The organism is Streptomyces sp. NBC_00299 (assembly GCF_036173045.1).
Taxonomy (GTDB): domain Bacteria; phylum Actinomycetota; class Actinomycetes; order Streptomycetales; family Streptomycetaceae; genus Streptomyces; species Streptomyces machairae.
Map to the genome: position 1 here is coordinate 8,997,660 of NZ_CP108039.1, position 19,265 is coordinate 9,016,924.

Annotated in this window: 14 protein-coding genes; 5 read left to right on the forward strand and 9 right to left on the reverse strand. The window is 71.7% G+C overall.

Annotation, left to right across the window (positions count from 1 at the left end):
* Both OHT51_RS40000 and OHT51_RS40005 read right to left on the reverse strand, forming a co-directional pair.
* Positions 1-1,044: a hypothetical protein gene (locus tag OHT51_RS40000; RefSeq protein ID WP_328883809.1), complete on the reverse strand. Its 1,044-nt coding sequence runs from the start codon at positions 1,042-1,044 to the stop codon at positions 1-3.
* A gap of 169 nt (positions 1,045-1,213) precedes the next feature.
* Positions 1,214-2,185, reverse strand: a complete 972-nt coding sequence (locus OHT51_RS40005) for an LLM class F420-dependent oxidoreductase (RefSeq protein WP_328883810.1) — start codon at positions 2,183-2,185, stop codon at positions 1,214-1,216.
* A 120-nt stretch (positions 2,186-2,305) separates the two neighbouring features.
* Here OHT51_RS40005 and OHT51_RS40010 point away from each other — a divergent pair, with 120 nt between their 5' ends.
* Positions 2,306-3,742 (forward strand): serine hydrolase domain-containing protein, encoded by a 1,437-nt coding sequence (locus OHT51_RS40010; RefSeq protein WP_328883811.1) that lies wholly within the window; start codon positions 2,306-2,308, stop codon positions 3,740-3,742.
* Here OHT51_RS40010 and OHT51_RS40015 read toward each other — a convergent pair whose 3' ends face one another.
* From OHT51_RS40015 to OHT51_RS40045, 7 genes are all read right to left on the reverse strand, one after another.
* Positions 3,743-5,353, reverse strand: coding sequence for a serine/threonine protein kinase (locus OHT51_RS40015; protein ID WP_328883812.1), 1,611 nt, complete (start codon positions 5,351-5,353; stop codon positions 3,743-3,745).
* Between the two features lie 155 nt (positions 5,354-5,508).
* Positions 5,509-6,468: a threonine/serine dehydratase gene (locus tag OHT51_RS40020; RefSeq protein ID WP_328883813.1), complete on the reverse strand. Its 960-nt coding sequence runs from the start codon at positions 6,466-6,468 to the stop codon at positions 5,509-5,511.
* A gap of 134 nt (positions 6,469-6,602) precedes the next feature.
* Entirely contained in the window at positions 6,603-7,673 is a 1,071-nt protein-coding gene (locus tag OHT51_RS40025; protein ID WP_328883814.1) for a polyprenyl synthetase family protein, read from the reverse strand.
* Positions 7,670-8,734 (reverse strand): tetratricopeptide repeat protein, encoded by a 1,065-nt coding sequence (locus OHT51_RS40030; protein ID WP_328884587.1) that lies wholly within the window; start codon positions 8,732-8,734, stop codon positions 7,670-7,672. Before OHT51_RS40030 ends, OHT51_RS40025 begins: the two co-directional genes overlap by 4 nt.
* Positions 8,735-8,940: 206 nt before the next feature.
* Complete coding sequence (locus OHT51_RS40035; RefSeq protein ID WP_328883815.1) at positions 8,941-9,618, reverse strand: AIM24 family protein; 678 nt, start codon at positions 9,616-9,618, stop codon at positions 8,941-8,943.
* Between the two features lie 65 nt (positions 9,619-9,683).
* Positions 9,684-11,054 carry a CAP domain-containing protein gene (locus OHT51_RS40040; RefSeq protein WP_328883816.1) on the reverse strand — a complete coding sequence of 457 codons (1,371 nt, stop codon included), beginning with the start codon at positions 11,052-11,054 and terminating at the stop codon, positions 9,684-9,686.
* 101 nt (positions 11,055-11,155) lie between these two features.
* Positions 11,156-12,406, reverse strand: a complete 1,251-nt coding sequence (locus OHT51_RS40045) for a serine hydrolase domain-containing protein (RefSeq protein ID WP_328883817.1) — start codon at positions 12,404-12,406, stop codon at positions 11,156-11,158.
* Between the two features lie 205 nt (positions 12,407-12,611).
* Between OHT51_RS40045 and OHT51_RS40050 the strand changes: the two genes are divergently transcribed.
* The 4 genes from OHT51_RS40050 (at position 12,612) to OHT51_RS40065 (ending at position 19,256) form a co-directional block, all read left to right on the forward strand.
* Complete coding sequence (locus tag OHT51_RS40050) at positions 12,612-13,799, forward strand: ROK family transcriptional regulator (protein WP_328883818.1); 1,188 nt, start codon at positions 12,612-12,614, stop codon at positions 13,797-13,799.
* A 23-nt stretch (positions 13,800-13,822) separates the two neighbouring features.
* Positions 13,823-15,631 (forward strand): alpha-galactosidase D, encoded by a 1,809-nt coding sequence (locus OHT51_RS40055; RefSeq protein ID WP_328883819.1) that lies wholly within the window; start codon positions 13,823-13,825, stop codon positions 15,629-15,631.
* 62 nt (positions 15,632-15,693) lie between these two features.
* A complete protein-coding gene (locus tag OHT51_RS40060) occupies positions 15,694-18,069 on the forward strand; it encodes a glycosyl hydrolase family 95 catalytic domain-containing protein (protein WP_328883820.1) in 2,376 nt (791 codons plus the stop codon).
* Positions 18,066-19,256 (forward strand): SGNH/GDSL hydrolase family protein, encoded by a 1,191-nt coding sequence (locus OHT51_RS40065; protein WP_443052665.1) that lies wholly within the window; start codon positions 18,066-18,068, stop codon positions 19,254-19,256. The genes OHT51_RS40060 and OHT51_RS40065 overlap by 4 nt, the downstream gene beginning before the upstream one ends.
* Positions 19,257-19,265 lie beyond the last annotated feature (9 nt).

Sequence of the window (19,265 nt, forward strand, 5' to 3'; positions counted from 1 at the left end):
CTACTCCGCTCGCGCCGAGTTCGGCTGCGTTGCGCGCAGCGCAGCGATGCACGTGGAGATGGCCTGCTGGAGCTCCTCCAGCTGCTGGACCATGTCGTCCTCGACGAACTCCTGCACATCGTCGAAGGTCAGCTCCTCGAAGACCTTCGTCGCCCGCTGCAGGCTGCTGTAGAACTTCGTTCGCCGCTCCTGCACGCGCAGCTCGGGATCGGCCTCCACCGTCTCGGCGACGAGGGACTTCATGGTGTCGTAGGCCTCGGTGGCCCACTCGCCGGTGTCCTGCTCGTCCTCCAGCTCGTCGATGAGCGACAGGTGCCGCTCGGCCTCCTGGCGCACGTCGACGGGCGCGTCCACGGTGTGCCCGGCCGCGGTCTTGATCTGGCCGGACTCCGCGATCTGGCGGACGTAGCCGATCCGGTCGGCCGCCCGGCTCTCGGTGGCGACGGCCTTCTTGAGGTCGTCGGTACGGACGACGTCCCGCGCCAACTCGGCCTGCAGATCGGGGTCCTCGCGGACCCGGTCGAGGAGCGCCTGGCGGGCCGCGCGGGCGGTCGAGGGGTCGGCGAGGATCGCGGCGCGCAGCGCGGTGGGGTTCTCGGCGACCTCCAGCGCCTTCGTCGGGCGGATGCCCTCGGCCTCGGCGGCCTCGGTGATGGCGGTGCCCCGCTCCGAGGTGGCGCTGTTGCGGGAGACGTAGTAGCCGAGCCACACGTCGGCGTCGGGCAGCTCCACTTCCTGGCCCGGCGTGAGCGTCTCGAAGTGCGGGACGAGACCGTCGTCGGCGGCGCGGTCCCAGGCCTTGTAGTAGCGCATGACGCGGTCGGCGGAGCACCCGGCGAGTTCGGCGAACTCCTTCGCGGACACCTTCGGCGTCTCGCCCGCGCTCTGCCCGCCGGGCCGCACGCTGCGCGCCACCATCAGACCGAAGGCCCACCCTCCGGTCCGCGCGTAGACGCCGAACTCACGCGCGTCCCGCGCGACGAGATCGGACAACGGGGGCTGGGGTGCGGGGGACGTCTCGGGCGGGACGAACGCCAGTGTCACGGATGACTCTCCTGTGGGGGCTGCTCGGAAGGCACCGCCGGGAAGGCTCAGGTGCCGACCGGCAGCCTATGACACCCGCGGGCGACGCTCTCGCGGTCCCCGATGCTGTCCGGTGCGGTGCCGTCCGGTGCGGTGCCGTGCGCGTGCGGTGCGCATGCGCACGTGTGCTTCAGCCGAGCGCGTCCCGCAGCGCGGGCAGCAGCGTCGACTCCGCCCAGCCGATGTACGGCCGTTGCTCCTCGCCCCCGATCTGGACGAGGGCGACCTCGGTGAAGCCGGCCTCGGCGAAGGGACGGACGGCTTCGACGAAGGCATCCACCTCGTCGCCGCACGGGATCGCGTCGGCGACGTCATCCGGCGTGACGAACTGGGTCGCCGCCTCGAAGGAGTCCGGGTGCGGCAGTTCGGCGTTGACCTTCCAGCCGCCGCCGAACCAGCGGAACTGGGAGTGGGCGCGCTTGATCGCGGTGTCCCGGTCGGGGTCGTAGCACACGGGCAGTTGCCCCACGCGCGGCTTGCCCGCGCCGCCGTGCCGGTCGAACGCCGCGAGCAGGTCGGCCTTGGGTTCCGTGGCGATCACCAGGTCGCCGAGCCGGCCCGCGAGCTCGCAGGACTGCTCGCCGGAGACGGCGATGCCGATGGGCGGCGGCTGGTCCGGCAGGTCCCACAGGCGGGCCGACTCCACGTCGAAGTGCGTGCCGCGACGGTTCACATGGCCGCCCTTGAAAAGCGCCCGGATGATCTCCACCGCCTCCTCGAACATCTCGTGCCGTACGTCCACGGACGGCCAACCACCGCCCACGACATGTTCGTTGAGGTTCTCCCCGGACCCGAGCCCCAGTCGGAACCGGCCCTCGGACAGCAGTTGCATCGTGGCCGCCTTCTGCGCGACCACCGCCGGGTGGTAACGGAACGTCGGACATGTCACGTAGGTCATCAGCGGAATCCGCGACGTGGCCTGGGCGGCCGCGCCCAGGAGACTCCACGCGTACGGAGAGTGACCCTGGGAACGCAGCCACGGAAAGTAGTGGTCCGAGGTCACAGAGAAGTCGAAGCCGGCTTCCTCGGCGCGAACCAGATGGTCCACCAGGTCACGAGGGGAGGCCTGCTCGGTCATCATCGTGTATCCGATCTGCACCATGCGTCCCGAGTCCCCGGACACGGGTGGTGAAAACGGGATCGACGGGACGGTCGGGACGGGGGCCGGAGTCCGGGCGCGAATGCCTCGGTCATCGCCCACGGAATCGGAGAGGATGCTCGCATGAGTGTTCGCCCGTTGCCTTCGAGCACGCCCGCCGCCCAGGGCGTCGACGCCTCCGGTGTCCTCGCCTTCCTCGACGCCCTCGACGCCGCCCCCGACATCGAGCCGCACAGCCTGATGATCCTGCGCCACGACCGGCTCGTCGCCTCCGGCTGGTGGGCGCCGTACACCCCCGAACGCCCGCACCTGCTCTACTCGATCAGCAAGAGCTTCACCGCGACCGCCGCCGGGATCGCCGCCGGCGAGGGGCTGATCCGGCTCGACGATCCGGTGATCTCGTACTTCCCCGAGCTCGACGCCGACATCACCGATCCGCGCAGCCGCGCGATGCTGGTCCGGCATGTGGCATCCATGGCCAGTGGGCATGAGACCGACGCATTCGACGAGGCGCGGGCACGGGACCGAGAGGACCTCGTCCGCGGGTTCCTGCTGGTGCCGCCGCCCCGCGATCCGGGCACGTTCTTCGCCTACAACCAGCCCGCCACCTTCACCCTGTCCGCCATCGTCCAGCGTGTGAGCGGCCAGTCGCTGACCGAGTATCTCCGGCCGCGTCTACTGGAACCGCTCGGCATCGGCGAGATTGCGTGGCTGCGCTACCGCGGCGGCCCGGAGCTCGGCTTCAGCGGACTGCACGCCACCACCGACGCGATCGCCAGGCTGGGCCTGCTGTATCTGCGGGGCGGGGTGTGGGACGGCCGGCGGCTGCTGCCCGAATGGTGGGTGGCCGAGGCCACGCGCCCGCAGATCTCGAACTCCGGATTCATGCCCGGGGACGACTGGCAGCGGGGATACGGCTTCAAGTTCTGGATGTCCCGGCACGGTTACCGCGGCGACGGCGCGTTCGGTCAGTTCTGTCTGGTGCTGCCCGAGCAGGACGTCGTGATCGCGACGACCGCGGACACCTGGAACATGCAGGCTCTGCTGAACCTGGTCTGGGAGCATCTGCTGCCCGCGTTCCGCCCCGCGCCCCTGACGGGAGGCGAGGCGGCGGACAAGGCCCTGGCCGAGCGGCTGGCGGGCCTGGCGGTGCCGCCCGCTGCCGGTGAGCCCGCACCGCCCCAGGGGGCCGAGGCCTGGTCCGCCGCCGCCTTCACCCCGAACGGCGATGCCGACGGGAACCTGGCCAGGCTGAGCGCGATCGACCTCACGCCGGAAGGAGACGGCTGGGCCCTGACGCTCACCGAGGACGGCCACCCGTTTCGGCTGCGGCTCGGGGAGCCCGGCTGGAGCGTCACCGAGGGGCCGGTGCCCACCGCGGTCAGCGGCGGCTGGACCGACGCGGACACCCTCGTCGTGGACATCGCCTTCCTGGAGACCCCGCACCACCTGGACGTGACGTGTTCGCTCAAGGACCGGACGTTCACGGCGCGTTGGCGGACCGAACCGCTGCACCGCCTGCCGCTGCGGGCGATGTGCGCACCCCGACTGCCGGCCTGATCAGGCTTCGGGCACCCGGAAGGTCCGCAGGACGGTGTCCAGGGCCTCCTGGTTGCCGGCGTCGTTCCAGTCGCCCGCCGGGGTCGTCCAGCGCAACGAGTAGCCGAGGTGGTCGCCGATGAGGAAGCCGCGGCCGAAGGTGCGCACTCGCGTGTCGTCCACGTCGGCGAGCCACTGGATGTCGGCGGCCTTGTAACCCTGGTACGAGGTCGCCTCGATGTCGCCGATGCGTTCGTAGTCGGCGGCGGACTGCTTCAGCCCGGGCTCGACGTCGTCGCGCCATACGGCGACGGGGTCCGGGCCGACGCGTTCGCTGTAGGTGACCGCGAGCGTACGCGGATCGCCTTCCGCGCCGAACACGACCCGGTACGCCAGGTCCGAGGCACGCGTGGTGCTCAGGGGTTCCCAGTCCTCGGGCAGGGCCAGGGAGAAGCCCTCCGGCGAGGTGTACGTCCGGAAGCCTGGGGGCAGCCCCGTGTCCGAGGGGGACGCGGTGGGCGATGCGGTCTCCGGCGCGCTCTTCGTGGGGGAGGCCGTGGGTTCCTTCGTGAGGGAAGCGGTCGGGGCCGGAGTCGTGGGCTTCTCGGCGGAGGCCGACGGGCTGGGTGCCGTACCGCCCGCCGAGGGGTCCGAGTCGTCGGACCGGTCGCTGGTCACCACCAGGACGGCCGCGGCTACCGTGACGACGGCGAGCGCGGTGCCGGCGATCATGGCGCGTCTGCCCCAGCCCGGTCCGACGGCGTACAGACCGCGCAGCCGGGGGCGCGGTTCGGCCGGCATGGGCGTCTCGGGATCCTCGTTGAGGACGCGCACGAACGCCTCGCGGACCACGGGTCTGCTCAGCCGCTCCCGGGAGTCCTTGCGCAGCAGTCCCTGCACGGCCTGGGTGAGCGGCCCGGCACGCACCGGGGCGCGCAGCGGAAGCCGGTCCACGCCCTTCAACGTCGCCTCGGGCCGGTCCCGTTCGCGGTACGGCGGGCGCCCCTCGACCATGGCGTAGAGGATCGCGCCGAGCGCCCACAGGTCGGACGCCGGTCCGATGCGCTCGTCGCGGGCCTGCTCCGGTGAGGCGTACGACGGCGCGGCGACCCGGGGCGCGAGGGTCGCGCCTGCCAGCCCGAAGCCGGTGACCACCACGGTGCCGTCGCCGCGCACGAAAACCTGGCCGGGGCTCAGTTCGCCGTGCGTGATGCCGGCGACGTGTGCCGCCTCCAGGACGTCGAGCAGTTCGAGGCCGATGCGGGCGGCCCGCACATAGTTGAACGTGCCCTGCTGGGTGAGGAGTTCACCGAGGGGCGTGCCGTCGATCCACTCGGTGACGATCCACAGGTTCCCGGCATCCTCGACGGCGTCCACGACCGTGGCGACCGCGCCGGGGCGCAGCAGCCCCATCTGCTCGGACGTGCGCAGGATGCGCGAGGTGGCCCGGCGCCTGTCGTCCGGGCTCGGTGCGGCGGGCAGCCCGATCTGTGTGAGAAGGAACGGGCGTTCGGTCTCGATGTCCTCGCCGTAGTAACTGACGCGGTTCGTCTCGCTGTGCACGACATCGACGAGCCGGTACCTCCCGGCGACCAACTCGGATGTGGAGACGCGCGCCTTGACCATGGTCATCCCTCGCTGAACCCCTGATTCTCATTTCTCACAGGAAGTACGGGAGACGGGACAGGAAGCGTTCAACGAAAACCTCAACTAAAGGGCCGTTCCTTTCCTTTGGTTCCTTACGCGTGAGTAACCTGACGAATAAGTAAGGAATTCGAGACGGCGTTTCAGTGAACCCCGAAATCCGCAGCCCAGCGCAGCACATCCCCGGTTGTCGCGTTGCCCCCGCACACCACCAGCCCGAGCCGCGCGCCGTCCCCGACCCGCTCCAGGACGCGCCGGGCCGCGGGCAGCAGACAGCCGGCGGCCGGCTCGGTCCACAGCTTGGCGTGCTCGGCGAGGTCGAGCACGCCCCGCACCGCCTCCCGGTCCGGGACCACGAGCACCTCGTCGACCAGGGCGGACACATGGTCGTACGTCAGCCGGGACGCGGCCGGCGCGCACAACGTGGAGACGATCGACGACAGCGCCACCGGCACTGGCTCGCCCGCCGCCAGCGCTTCGGACATCGCCTCGGCTCCCTCGGTCTCCACGCCCCAGATCCGTACGTCCGGACGGCGGGCCCGCAGCGCGACCGCGACGCCGGAGATGAGTCCGCCGCCCCCGACGCTGACGATCACGTCCGTGAGCTCACCGGCGTCGTCGGCGAACTCCAGCCCGACGGTGCCCTGGCCGGCGATCACCAGCGGATCGTCGAACGGATGGACGAGGGTCAGTCCCTCGTCCCGCAGCCGTGTGACAAGGGAGAACGCTCCGTCCATGTCGTCGGTCAGCCGCACGGACGCTCCGGCCCCGCGGGCGATCTCCACGGCGCGGGCCGGCGCCGAACGCGGCATCACGACGGTCGCCTTCACATCGAGGACGGCGGCCGTCATCGCGAGGGCGATTCCGTGGTTGCCGCCGCTGACCGCCACGACCCCGGCCGCGCGCTGGTCCTGCGTCAGCGACAGCAGCTTCGCCGTCGCCCCGCGGGCCTTGAACGAGCCGGTGCGCTGCAGCAGTTCGAGCTTGGCCGTCACCGGGACGCCGAGCAGGGCCGTCAGGCCGGGGCTGGGCACGGTCGGCGTGTGGACGACGTGGCCGGCGATGAGGTCGGCCGCGGCTTCGACGTCGGAGATCCCGATCAAGGCAGTCACCCTTCCGGCGTGGGGCGGGGTCCACGCCGTTGGCACCCTGACGCGCGGGCCGACGCAGGTCAACTCGGGCTCGCCGCGGGCGCCGCGATCTCCGGCGATCACCCGCCCCGCCGCGAGCCGGGCCCTCACAGGTCGCGCCGCACCAGGAAGTCGAGCAGCGACAGCAGCTCCCCGGCAGGGCCGGCCTCGAGTGGTACGTCGGCCAGGGCGGCCTCCACGGCGGTCACATGGCGACGGGCCTCCGTGAGCGCGGCCGAGCGGCCGCCCGATTCCTCGATCAGCGAGGCCATCTCGGCGGGGTCGGCGGACGACTCCAGGAGGGCGGCGAGACGCCCGCCGGCGGGCGAGTCGAGCGCGGCCAGTACGGGGAACGTCTTCTTGCGCTCCCGCAGATCGCCGTACACCGGCTTGCCGGTGACGGTCGGGTCGCCCCAGATGCCCAGCAGATCGTCGACCACCTGGAAGGCGATGCCCAGGTGCCGGCCCGCCCGGTCGAGGGCGGCGACGGTCGCGGGCGGCGCACCGCCGAGCAGGGCGCCCAGCGCGGCCGCACAGCCCAGCAGGGCGCCCGTCTTGTGCTCGGCCATCGTCCGGTACTCATCGGGCCGCACGTGTTCCGGCCCCGTCCCCGGACGCGTGGCGAACAGCAGGTCGTCCGCCTGCCCGCGCACCAGGTCCTGCAACGCCACGGACAGCAGCCGTACGGCCCGCGGGCCCGCCGGTGCGGCGGCCAGCGTCTCGACGGCGAGCGCGAACAGCGCGTCACCCGCGAGGACGGCGGGTCCCGTGCCGTACGCCTTCCACACGGTGGGGCGGCGGCGCCGGGACGTGTCGCCGTCCATGATGTCGTCGTGCAGCAGGGAGAAGGCGTGCACCAGCTCCACCGCGACCGCCCCGGGCACCGCGAGCCGCCCGGGCGCGCCGGCTGCCTCGGCCCCCAGCACGGCCAGCGCCTGCCGTACGCCTTTCCCGCCGGCGGCTGCGGCGGGTGCGCCGCCCACTTCGCACCAGCCGAAGGAGTACGCGGCCATCTCACCGACCCACGGATGTGTCCGCTCCACGGCCTCCCGCAGTGCGGGCCGCACCAACGCGCGGCAGCGGTCGAGGACTTGGCGGGCGTCGGGCGGGGCCTGAAGGGACCAGGTGTGCTCCTGAGTGCCGGACGTAGCCCGGAGAGCGGAAGGGGACGCCGTCACCGTACGACCCCCGCCCCGGCGCCGGCCATCGCACCCTCGCCGACGCCGAACTCCTCCTGCGCCCGCGCCACCATCTCCCGCGCGTGCCGCAGCCCGATCCGCTCCAGTACCCCGGCCAGCTCGGCCAGTTCGGCGGCGGTCTCGGCACGGTCGCGCCCCAGCTGGGCCCGCGACTTGGCCAGCCCCAGCCGGGACAGCGCCTCCCCGCGCGGCTCGCTCATGGCACGGAACTCGGCGAGCGCCTGCTCGTACAGGTCCCGGGCCTCGGCGTAACGCCCGGCGCGGTAGAGGACGTTGCCGCGCATCTTGTGGTTGTAGGCCAGCGCGCTGGACAGCTTCATCGCCCGGCACGTGGTCTCCGCCTCGGACAGCAGAGCCAGTGCCCGTTCCGTGTCGCCGTCGCGCACGGAGACGACGTCGGCGAGTCCGCGCAGCGCCCAGGCGTGGCCGCGCCGGTCCTCGGCGCCCGCGGCGATCTCCGCCGCCTCCTCGAACAGGGCGTACGCCGTGTCGTACGCGCCGGTGTTGCGGTGGATCTGGGCTATGCCCTCCAGGGCCCACACGGTGTGCCGCGCCTCGCCGCGCCGCCGTGCCTCGGCCAGCAGCTGCTCGTGCAGCCGGTGGACGGCGTCGTAGTCGCCCTGGATGCGGCCGGTCTCGGCGAGCCCGGCCAGGGAGTAGCCGCGTACGACGATGTCGCCGCCGCGCTCGCCGAAGTCCGCCGCGAGCTGAAGCAGCCGCCGGGCCAGCGGGAACGCCCCGCGCTGTCGCGCCAGTGTGCCGCCGCTCCACAGCGCCCAGGCCATCGCCGCGGTGTCGTCGGCCTCCCGGGCGGCACGGTAGCTCGCCTTCCACGCTCGGTCCGCGTCCCCGATCTGCCCCAGCCGGCGGTGCGCCTCGGCGACCGCGAGCCCTGAACGTGCCGCCTCGCCGTGCTGCCCGGCCTGCTCAGCCGCTCTCAACTGCTCGGTGCCGGCGGCCAGTACGTCGGTCAGCGAGGAGTTCACGGACAGCTTGGTCAGGGCTCCCTGGTATTCCGGGGCGAATGCCTTGCCGTACATCGATGCCTCTCGATCGATATACACGCCATCTCTACTCTCCGTGTATACGCGGTGCGTATACGTGATGGGTATACATGGTGTGTATAGAGCGTTGAAAACCGGCCCTGGCCGGAAAGGGCGGCCAGGGCTTCACTTGTTGTCGATCAAGACGTCGGCACGGCGGATGGGGTTGCTCGTGAGGCGCAGATCACCTCACGAGGGCGGCATCAGTGCTGCTGGGACTTCTGCGGGGTCGCCTCGCTCGGCCGTACGACGACATGGCCCTGGCCCTGCAGCATCAGCTGCACGGCCTCCCCGGAACCGCCGCGCAGCATCGAGCCGAGGGACTGAGAGCGGTGCAGCGACGTGTCCAGGCCCGCGGTCCACCCGACGACGGCGTCCGTGTCGACGTACACCGGGTACTGCGGCGAGACCGGGATGACCAGCGGATTGCCCTCACACACCAGGCCCAGCCTGCCCTGCCCCGTGAAGACGCTGTTGAACAGGCCGCCGCCGGTGATGCCGGCGCCCTTCACCGTCGCTATCCGGTACGACAACGAGGCGTCGAAACACAGGACGTTGCGGCCGTTGACCGTGAACTCGTCGCCGGGGTCGACGTCGACGACGAAGCAGTTCTGCGCCTCGTGCGCGAACCAGGCCTCGCCCTGCCCGCGCACCGCCATCAGCGGCAGCCCCTCACCGGTCACCGCCCGCTTGAGCATGCCGCCCACGCCCTGGCCCTTGCGCTCGAACTGGAGGTTGCCGCGGTACGCGACCATCGCACCCTGACGGGCGTGCATCTCGCCGTTCACCGCGTACTTGATGCATTTGGCGTTCTCGATCGTCATGCCCGGCGCCGTGGCGGGCTGGACCATGTGCTCGTTGGAAAAGAGGTCACCCTTCATGCGGGCATCCTGTCCCGGAGGCTCCCGTTCTGCCTAGATCGCGGCGTGTCGGATTCCCCGGGCCGTCAGGCGCCGAAGAGTTGGGTCCAGTACGTGCCGGCGGGCCCGCCGCCCGCGAAGCCGATCCCTATGTGGGTGAAGTCGCGCTTGAGGATGTTGGCGCGATGGCCCGGGCTGTTCATCCAGCCCTCCACGACCTCGGCGGGGGAGCGCTGGCCGCACGCGATGTTCTCGCCGATCGAGCGCATGCGGGAGCCCGCGGCGGCCGCCCGGTCCCAGGGTTGGCTTCCCTCGGGCGAGGTGTGGGAGTAGAACGCACGGGCCGCCATGTCGGCGCTGTAGGCCTGCGCCGCGGTGCCGAGCGCGGGATCGACGGCGAGGGGACGCAGCCCGGCCCGGGCCCGCTCCCGGTTGGTGAGGTCGACGACCTCGGTCGCCGTGCGGGACAGGTCGCCCGGGGCCAACGGCCTGGCCCAGAGCGCCGTCCAGTACGTGTCGCCCGAGCGGCCGCCCGTGACGTGCGCCAGCGCGGCGTGGGTGAAGGCCGGGTCGTGCAGGGTGCGGCGGGGCTGTTCGGTGCGCAGGCAGTAGGCGACGAACTCGGCGGGGGTGCGCGGGCCGGAGACCAGGTGCTCGCCGACGGTGAGATACGCATACCCGGCGCCGGCGATGCGCTGGTACACGGAGACGCCGTCGCGGCCCTCGACGCCGAGTTGTCCCGCCGCTGCCATGGCGGAGGCGTGGGCCTGCGCGGCGGAGACCAGGCGGGCGTCCAGGGTGACGGGCGGTGAACCGGCACTGGCGCGCGCGGAGTTGACCAGGCCCAGGAAGCCGTCGCGATCGGGGGAGGGGGCGTGCGGGGCGGTGACGGCGGACAGGGTGTGCATCGCGGACCGGGCCGCCGGTCCGGCCGGAGTGATCGGTGCGCGTGCCGTGGCGACCGGGGTCGGCGTCGCGTCCTCGACGACGTCCACCCCGAAGTCGCGCGCCAGCCCCGCCAGCCCGTCCGCGTACCCCTGCCCCAGCGCCCGCAGCTTCCAGCCGTCGCCACGCCGGTAGATCTCCGCGAGCAGCAGCAAGGTCTCCTGCCGCGGGCGCGGCGGGGCGAACCGGGCGATCGCGCGGCCGCCCGGACCGCTGACGTGGAGCACGGGGGCCGGCAGGCGGCCCAGGGGAGTGCCCGGGTCGGCGGGGCTGACGACCACCGTGACCCGGGTGGCCCCGGAGCGCAGGCGCGGCGGGTCGACGGTCAGGGTGTCGCCGTGGAGCCGGGCGCCCGCCGCGGACGGCTGGTTGTAGAACACGAAGTCGGCATCGCCGCGGACCTTGCCGCTGTCGTCGGTGACCAGCGCGGACACGTCGAAGGGACCGGGCACCCGGACGGTCACGCTGCCGCCCGGGAGGGGCAGATTGCCCCCGGGAACCAACTCGCTCATCGGGCCGTCCTGGTGGGTCGTTCGAGATCCGGTGGGGATGCCGGTGGTGTTGTCCTGGAAACGTCCACCGGATCTCGCGGGTTCCCGCCCCGCCCGCGTCCTCAGCCCGCGTTCGAGCCCAGCGGGAGTCGGATCCCGGGTTCGATGTCCTCGTGCCGTTCGACTACGGCGGCACGCTTTTGCGGCTTCGTCTGCTTGCCGCAGAACGCGGACTCCAGGGTGCCCATCATGGAGTTGAGGACCGTGCCGTTGTTGGAGGTGTTGGCGAGCGCGGCGAGGCTGCGCCTGCCGTCCTTGGAGGCGAACGCGTACGTGTAGTAGCCCTGCACGGCGCCCGTGTGGCCGTACACGGAGACCCCGCACGACAGATCGCGGCGCCGCAGCCCGAGCCCGTACGACTGCACGCCGCCCGCCGGTACCCAGCGCTGCATCTGGGCGAGCTGCGCCCGGGAGGTGAGCCGGCCGCCGAGCAGGGCCGACAGGAACGTGTTGAGGTCCCCCGTGCTGGAGATGACCGCGCCCGCGCTCTGCGCCCAGGACGCCGTCTGCGCGGTGGCGTCGACGAGCGCCGCGCCGGCCGTGTCCGGCGTGAGATAGCCGCGGGTGTGCCGGCCGGGGATCTTCGTGCCGGGGTGCACGTAGAAGGTGTCGCGCAGCTTCAGCGGTTCGATGATCCGGTTCCGGTACTCGGTGCCCACGGAGTGCCCGGTCAGCTTCTCGATGAGCATCCCGGCGACGACGAAGTTGGTGTTGGAGTAGGAGTACGCGCCGCCCGGCTTCGTGGTCCGTGCCTTGTTCAGGGACCGGTTCACCAGCTGCCGGTAGGTGAACACCTTCGTACGGACCGCCTCGAAGCCGGGGACCGTCCGCGCGAACATCTCGTTGGTGTAGTCGTACAGGCCGCTGCGGTGGCTGAGTACATGCCGGACCGTGACGCCGTCGTCGGGCAGCAGCCCCGGCAGATAGCGGTTGACCGGGGCGTCCAGCTTGAGTCGCTTCTCCTCGGCCAGTTGCAGCAGGACGACGGCCGAGAAGGTCTTCGTGACGCTGCCGATGCGGAACCGGTCGGCGTTGTTGATGGCCCGGCCCGACTTGCGGTCGGCGACGCCCACGGCCGCCCAGTGGGCCGTGCCGCCGTCGTCGAGGCGCGCGATCGCGCCGGGTGCGCCCTGCCGCCGCGCCGTGCGCAGGACGTTCCAGATGCCGTCGACGTCCGGGGCGGGCAGGGCGGCTGCCTTGGCGTCGACCGCGGCGGCGCCGGGTTGCCCGGGCGCGGCGTGGGCGGGAACCACCAGGAGCGACATCACGGCCGCCGCCACCGCCGTACCTCTGACCACCGTTGCTGAGACCATCCGGATTCCTCACGTTTCTGTCGATGTGCTGCTCATACGAGAACGATCAGCTTCGTGCGGGGCAACCCTCTCGCATCCCGTCAGATCGCCGCAGATGACGCACAGTTGGACAGGCAGGGATCACCGGGTGGGAGTCCTGCAGTGTTCGGCAGGGAATCCTGCTTCTTTTATTGACGGCGGAAAATAAGCCATCTAGGTTCCGGGCATGTCCTCGATCCGCCGTGCCGAGACGTTCCCGGCGAACACGCCGGCCGCCTCGCAGATCTTCACCACGGTCCTCAGCCATGGGCCGCTCACCCGACTTGAGGTGGCCCGGCGGGCGGGACTGTCCCCGGCCGCCGTCACCAAGGCGGTCCGGCCCCTCATCGAGGCCGGCTACCTGGTGGAGGACGCGGACGAGCCGGCCCGCCCCGCACTCGGCCGCCCCGCCAACCCGGTGCGGGTCGACGGGGGACGGGCGCTGTTCATCGGCGTCAAGGTGACCGGCGACGAGGTCATCGCCGTCCTCACCGACCTGTGCTGCCGCATCCGCGTCGCCCGGCACGCGCCGCTCCCGGACCGGGAGCCCAAGCGGGTGCTGGCCTCTGTCGCCGAGCTGGCGGGCGAACTGCTCGCCGAGGCGGGCGACTCGGGCGTGCCCGTCCTCGGCCTCGGAATCGCCGTCTCCGGTGACGTGGACCGCGGCGCCGGAGCCGTCCGCTACTCCCCGTTCCTGGAGTGGCGGGACGTGCCCCTCGCCGAACTCGCCTCCGCGACCACCGGATTGCCGGTCACCGTCGACAACGACGTACGCGCCCTGACCGTCGCCGAGCAGTGGTTCGGCGCCGGGGTGGGGCTCTCCGACTTCGCCGTGGTCACCGTCGGCGCCGGCATCGGCTGCGGCCTCGTGGTGCACGGCCGCGTCGTCGCCGGTGCGCACGGCGTGGCCGGGGAGATCGGGCACGTGACCGTCGACCCGGCCGGCCCGCCCTGCCACTGCGGCAACCGCGGCTGCGTGGAGGCGATCGCGGGGGACGCCGCGATCGTCCGGCGGATCCGCGAGATCACCGGCGTCGAGGTCGCCGACACCGCGGAAGCCGTGGCCCTCGCCCACCGGGGCGTCGCCGGAGCCCGCGAGGCCTACGCGCGCGCCGGTGAGGCGATCGGCCGCGGCATCGCCACCGTGGCCAACCTGCTCGGCCCCGAGCGGGTGATCATCTCCGGCGAGGGACTCGCCGCCTACGACCTGTTCGCCGAACAGATCCGCGACGCCTTCGGCGCGGCCGCCTTCGGCTCCGCCGCCCGGTGCGACGTACAGACCCGCCCGCTGCCCTTCGAGGAGTGGGCGCGCGGGGCCGCGGCCACCGCGATCCAGTCCTTCATCAGAGCCGACGACCAGCGCCAGAACCGCTGAACCAACCCAGGGAGGTACGACCCATGAGGTCATCCTCGTACTCCGTCATGCCCGCACGCGCCCTGAGAGCCGTGGTGGTCCTGGCCCTCACCGCCGGTGTCACGGCCGCCGTCCCCGCCGCGCAGGCCGAGACCCCCGCACCCCCGGCCGCCCCGACCACCACCGTGGCCGCCAAGCCCTACATGGGCTGGACGAGCTGGACCATGCAGTCGTCGAAGTACCCGGGCCTCAACCCGAAGGGCGACTACAGCTACCTGTCCGAGGCGAACGTCATCAAGCAGACCGACGCCATGGCCGCCAAGCTGAAGCAGTACGGCTACGAGTACGTCAACATCGACGCCGGCTGGTGGATGGACTGGTCCTGGAAGTCGCAGTTCGACGAGTACGGCCGGCAGAAGGCCGACCCGGTGCGCTTCCCCAGCGGCATGAAGGCCGTCGCCGACCGCATCCACGCCAAGGGCCTCAAGCCCGGCATCTACCTCCCGGTCGGCCTGGAGAAGGGGGCGTACAACGACGGCAAGAACCCGATCTGGAACGCCGAGGGCTGCACGACCGGCGACATCGTCTACGACGACCTGCGCACCACCAACGGCTGGGACAGCGCCTACAAGATCGACTTCTCGAACCCCTGCGCGCAGAAGTACATCGACTCCCAGGCCCAGATGTTCGCCGACTGGGGCTACGACTTCCTGAAGCTCGACGGCGTGGGCCCCGGCTCCTTCAAGAGCGGCGACAACTACAACAACGTCGCCGACGTCGCCGCCTGGCAGAAGGCCATCAAGACCGCCGGCCGCCCGATCCACCTGGAGCTGTCCTGGTCCCTCGACTACGGACACGTCGAGGACTGGAAGAAGTACTCCAACGGCTGGCGCATCGACACCGACGTCGAGTGCTACTGCAACACCCTGGTCACCTGGGAGAACTCGGTCGACGACCGCTGGGACGACGCCCCGGCCTGGAGCGTCCACGCCGGCCCCGGCGGCTGGAACGACCTCGACTCCCTGAACGTCGGCAACGGCGAGATGGACGGCCTCACCAAGGCCGAGCGGCAGAGCTACGCCACCCTCTGGGCGATAGCCAAGTCCCCGCTCTTCACCGGCGACGACCTCACCAAGCTCGACTCCTACGGCCTGTCGCTGCTGACCAACCGCGAGGTCATCGCGCTCAACCAGAGCAGCGCCCCGCCCGCCGAGCCCGTCACCGCCTCCGACCCGCAGCAGGTGTGGGCGGCGAAGAACCCGAACGGCACCTACACCGTCGCGCTGTTCAACCTGTCCGACGCGCCCGCCTCGGTGACCGCCAACTGGTCGACCCTGGGCTTCAAGGGCAAGGCCTCGGTGCGCGACGTGTGGAACAAGGAGAACCTCGGCTCCTACACCGACAAGATCACCCAGGCGCTCCCCGCGCACGGCTCCCGCCTGTTCACCGTCACCCCGCGCGGCACCGACCTCGCCTGGACCGCCTACGAGGCCGAGGCGGGCACCCTGAGCGGCAACGCCTCCGTCGCCGACTGCTCCGCCTGCTCCGGCGGCCGCAAGGTCGGCAACCTCTACACCGGCGGCAAGCTGACCCTCGACGACGTCGTGGTCCCCAAGGCCGGCACCTACCAGATCAAGGTCGCCTACGTCAGCGGTGACGCCCGTTCGATCTCCGTCTCGGCCAACGGAGGCGGCGGCACCTCGCACAAGTTCGCGTCCACGGGCGACTGGGGCACGGTGAACAGCGTCCACGTGGCGGTGAAGCTGAAGGCCGGGGCCAACACGATCACGTTCGACAGCGGGACCGGCTACGCGCCGGACATCGACCGGGTCGACGTACAGAAGTCTCTCTGACCTTCCCCCGTCGGGGCCCGGCAGCGCGCCGGGCCCCGGCCCAGACGCATCCGGAGCCCCGCATGAACACCAGCCCCAACGAGCCGAGCCGAAGAGCCCTCCTCTCCCTCGCCACCACCGCGGGCCTCACCGCCGCCCTCGGCACGCTGCCCACGTTCACCGCCTCCGCCGCTCCTGCCCGCCCCGCCGAAGCCCCGCTCCCCGCCGACGCCGCTCGCGAGCGGCTGTGGTGGCAGGCACCGGGCGACGAGGGCTCACTCATCGAACAGGGCCTGCCCGTGGGCAACGGCCGCATCGGCGCCCTCGCGAGCAACGACCCCGGCCGCGAGCTCCTCCTGATCACCGACGCCACCATGTGGACCGGCGGCCTCAACGACACCCTGGACCAGGACGGCCAGTTCCCCTACGGCCGCTCGGACTTCGGCTCCTTCACGCTGCTCGCCAGGCTCACCGTCGACATCCCCGCCCACGACCTCGGCGCCGTCTCCGGCTACCGCCGCACCCTCGACCTCGCCCAGGGTCTGGTCACCAGCTCCTACGTCCGCTCCGGCGTCACCTACCGGCGCGAGATGTACGCCAGCCACCCCGACGACGTCATCGTCCTGCGTTTCACCCAGAGCGGTGGCGGACGCTACACCGGCTCCATCACCCTCACCGGCACCCACGGCGAGAAGCCGGCCGCCGCCGAGTCGTTCGGCGCGGCCCTCCCCAACGGCCTGCGCTACGGCGCCGCCGTCAAGGCCCGCGGCAGCGGCGGCAGGGTCACCGTCAACGGCACCCGGATCGACTTCGCCGGCTGCAAGGACCTCACTGTGGTGGTCACTGCGGGCACGAACTACGCGCCCGACGCCGCGGCCGGCTTCCGTGATCCCTCCCTCGACCCGGAGCGCCTGGCCCGTACGAAGGTCCGCGCCGCCGCCGCGGAGTCCGCCGACGCCCTGCGCCGCACCCATGTCGCCGACTACCGCGCCCTGTACGGACGACTCGGCCTCTCCCTCGGCACGTCCACGGACGCCCAGCGCCAACTCGACACCTGGGAGCGCCTGCACGCCCGCAGCCGCGATCCCGAACCCGACCCGGAACTGGAAGCGGCCTACCTCCAGTACGGCCGCTACCTCATGATCACCGGCTCGCGCGACAGCCTCCCGATGGGCCTCCAGGGCCTGTGGCTGGACGGCAACGACCCGGACTGGATGGGCGACTACCACACCGACATCAACATCCAGATGAACTACTGGATGGCCGACCGCACGGGCCTTTCCCCCTGCTTCGACGCCTTCACGGACTACTGCGTCGCCCAGCTCCCCTCCTGGAACGACACCACCCGTCGCCTGTTCAACGACCCGCGCAACCGGTATCGCAACTCCAGCGGCAAGAACGCCGGCTGGGCCGTCGCCTTCTCCACCAACCCCTACGGAGGCAGCGGCTGGTGGTGGCATCCGGCGGGCAACGCCTGGCTGTGCACCACGCTGTGGGAGCACTACGAGTACACCGGGTCACGCGAATACCTGAAGAAGATCTACCCCCTCCTCAAGGGCGCGTGCGAGTTCTGGGAGGCGCGGCTGCTCACCGTCACCCTCCCCGGCACGTCGAAGGAGGTGCTCGTGGACGACAGCGACTGGTCTCCCGAGCACGGTCCGCAGGACGCCAAGGGCATCACCTATGCTCAGGAAGTCGTGTGGACACTGTTCGGGAACTACTGCACCGCGGCCGCCGCCCTCGGGCGGGACACCGACTACGCGGATACGATCGCCTCACTGCGCAGAAAGCTGTACCTGCCGCAGGTCAGCCCGACCACCGGCTGGCTGGAGGAGTGGATGTCGCCCGACAACCTGGGTGAGACCACCCATCGCCACCTGTCCCCGCTGATCAACCTGTTCCCCGGCGACCGCATCCGCCCCGACGCCTCCACCCCGGCCGACATCGTCGAGGGCGCCACCGCCCTGCTCACCGCGCGCGGCATGGAGAGCTTCGGCTGGGCCAACGCCTGGCGCAGCCTGTGCTGGGCCCGCCTGAAGAACGCCGACAAGGCCTACCAGCTGGTCGTCAACAACCTCCGCCCGTCGACCGACGGCAGCAACGGCACCGCTTTCAACCTCTTCGACATCTACGAGGTGGAGCGCGGCCGGGGCATCTTCCAGATCGACGCCAACTTCGGCACCCCGGCCGCGATGGTGGAGATGCTGCTGTACTCGCGGCCGGGCCACGTCGAGCTCCTGCCGGCGCTCCCCGACGCCTGGGCCGACTCGGGCCATGTGCGGGGTGCCCCCGTGCGGGGCGGTTTCGAGGTCGACCTGCGCTGGCGCGACGGACGCCCGACCGAGGCCCGGATCCACAGCGTGGGCGGCCGCACCACGACGGTCGCGTACGGCGATGTGTCCCGCACGGTCACCCTGCGACCCGGCGCGTCGGTCACGCTGAAGGACTTCGCCAAGTGAGGGCCGGGCTCCCGCTGGCCGCCGTCCTGCTGACGGTCGTCGCCTGCCAGTCGCCGCCCGCCGAGGCGACCGCCGACGCGAGCGGCGTCGTCACCTGGGGGGCGAGCGCCGACCGCATGGCGGACGGCGTCGCCGGCCGCAGCTACCGGCTCGTCGTGCACACCAGCGTGGGCGGCACCGACACGCGGATCAGGCTGTCCAACGCCTTCGGGGACCGGCCGATCACCTTCGACAACGTCTACGCGGGCATCCAGAAACAGGGCGCCGAGCTGCGGCCCGGCAGCAACCGACGGCTGGCCTTCGGCGGTGAACGCACGGTCACCGTGCCGGCCGGCGAGACCGTGTGGAGCGACCCGCTGCCCGGCAGGCTGCCCGCCGCGACCAACCTCGTCGTCAGCCTGCACAGCCCGGACGCGGGCGGCCCGGCGACGGGCCACTGGATGGCCATGCAGTCGTCCTACGCGACCCAGGGCGACCACACCGCCGCGGAGGGCGGCGCCGCCTGGACGGTCCCGACCGGCTCCTGGTTCTATCTCGACGCCGTCTCCGTGCGCGCCCGTGCCGGCACCGGAGCGGTGGCCGCCCTCGGCGACTCCATCACCGACGGCTGGCAGTCCACCACCGACCTCAACCGCCGCTGGCCCGACTACCTCGCCCGGCGACTGCAACGCTCGGACACGGCGGTGAAGGGCGTGGCGAACGAGGGGATCTCCGGGAACAAGGTCCTCGCGGACGGCCCCGGCGAGAGCGCGCTGAACCGGCTGGAGCGGGACGTCCTGTCCCAGCCGGGTGTGCGGACCGTGTTCCTCTTCCAGGGTGTGAACGACATCAAGGCCCATACGGGCGTCACGGCCGACGACCTGATCGAGGGCTACCGCGAGATCATCGACCGGGCGCACGCGGCCGGCAAGTGCGTCGTCGGCGCGACCGTCGGCCCCTTCAAGGGCTGGCTCGAATGGGACCCGGCCGGTGAGGCAGTGCGCCAGGAGGTCAACGAGTTCATCCGCACCAGCGGCGAGTTCGACGCCGTCACCGACTTCGACCGCATCCTGCGCAGCCCCTACGACCCCGCACGGATGATGCCCGCCCTCGACGGCGGCGACCACATCCACCCCAACGACAAGGGCATGCAGGCGATGGCCGACGCCGTCGACCTGACCGCCCTGGACTGCGACACCACCGGCTGACCTGCACGA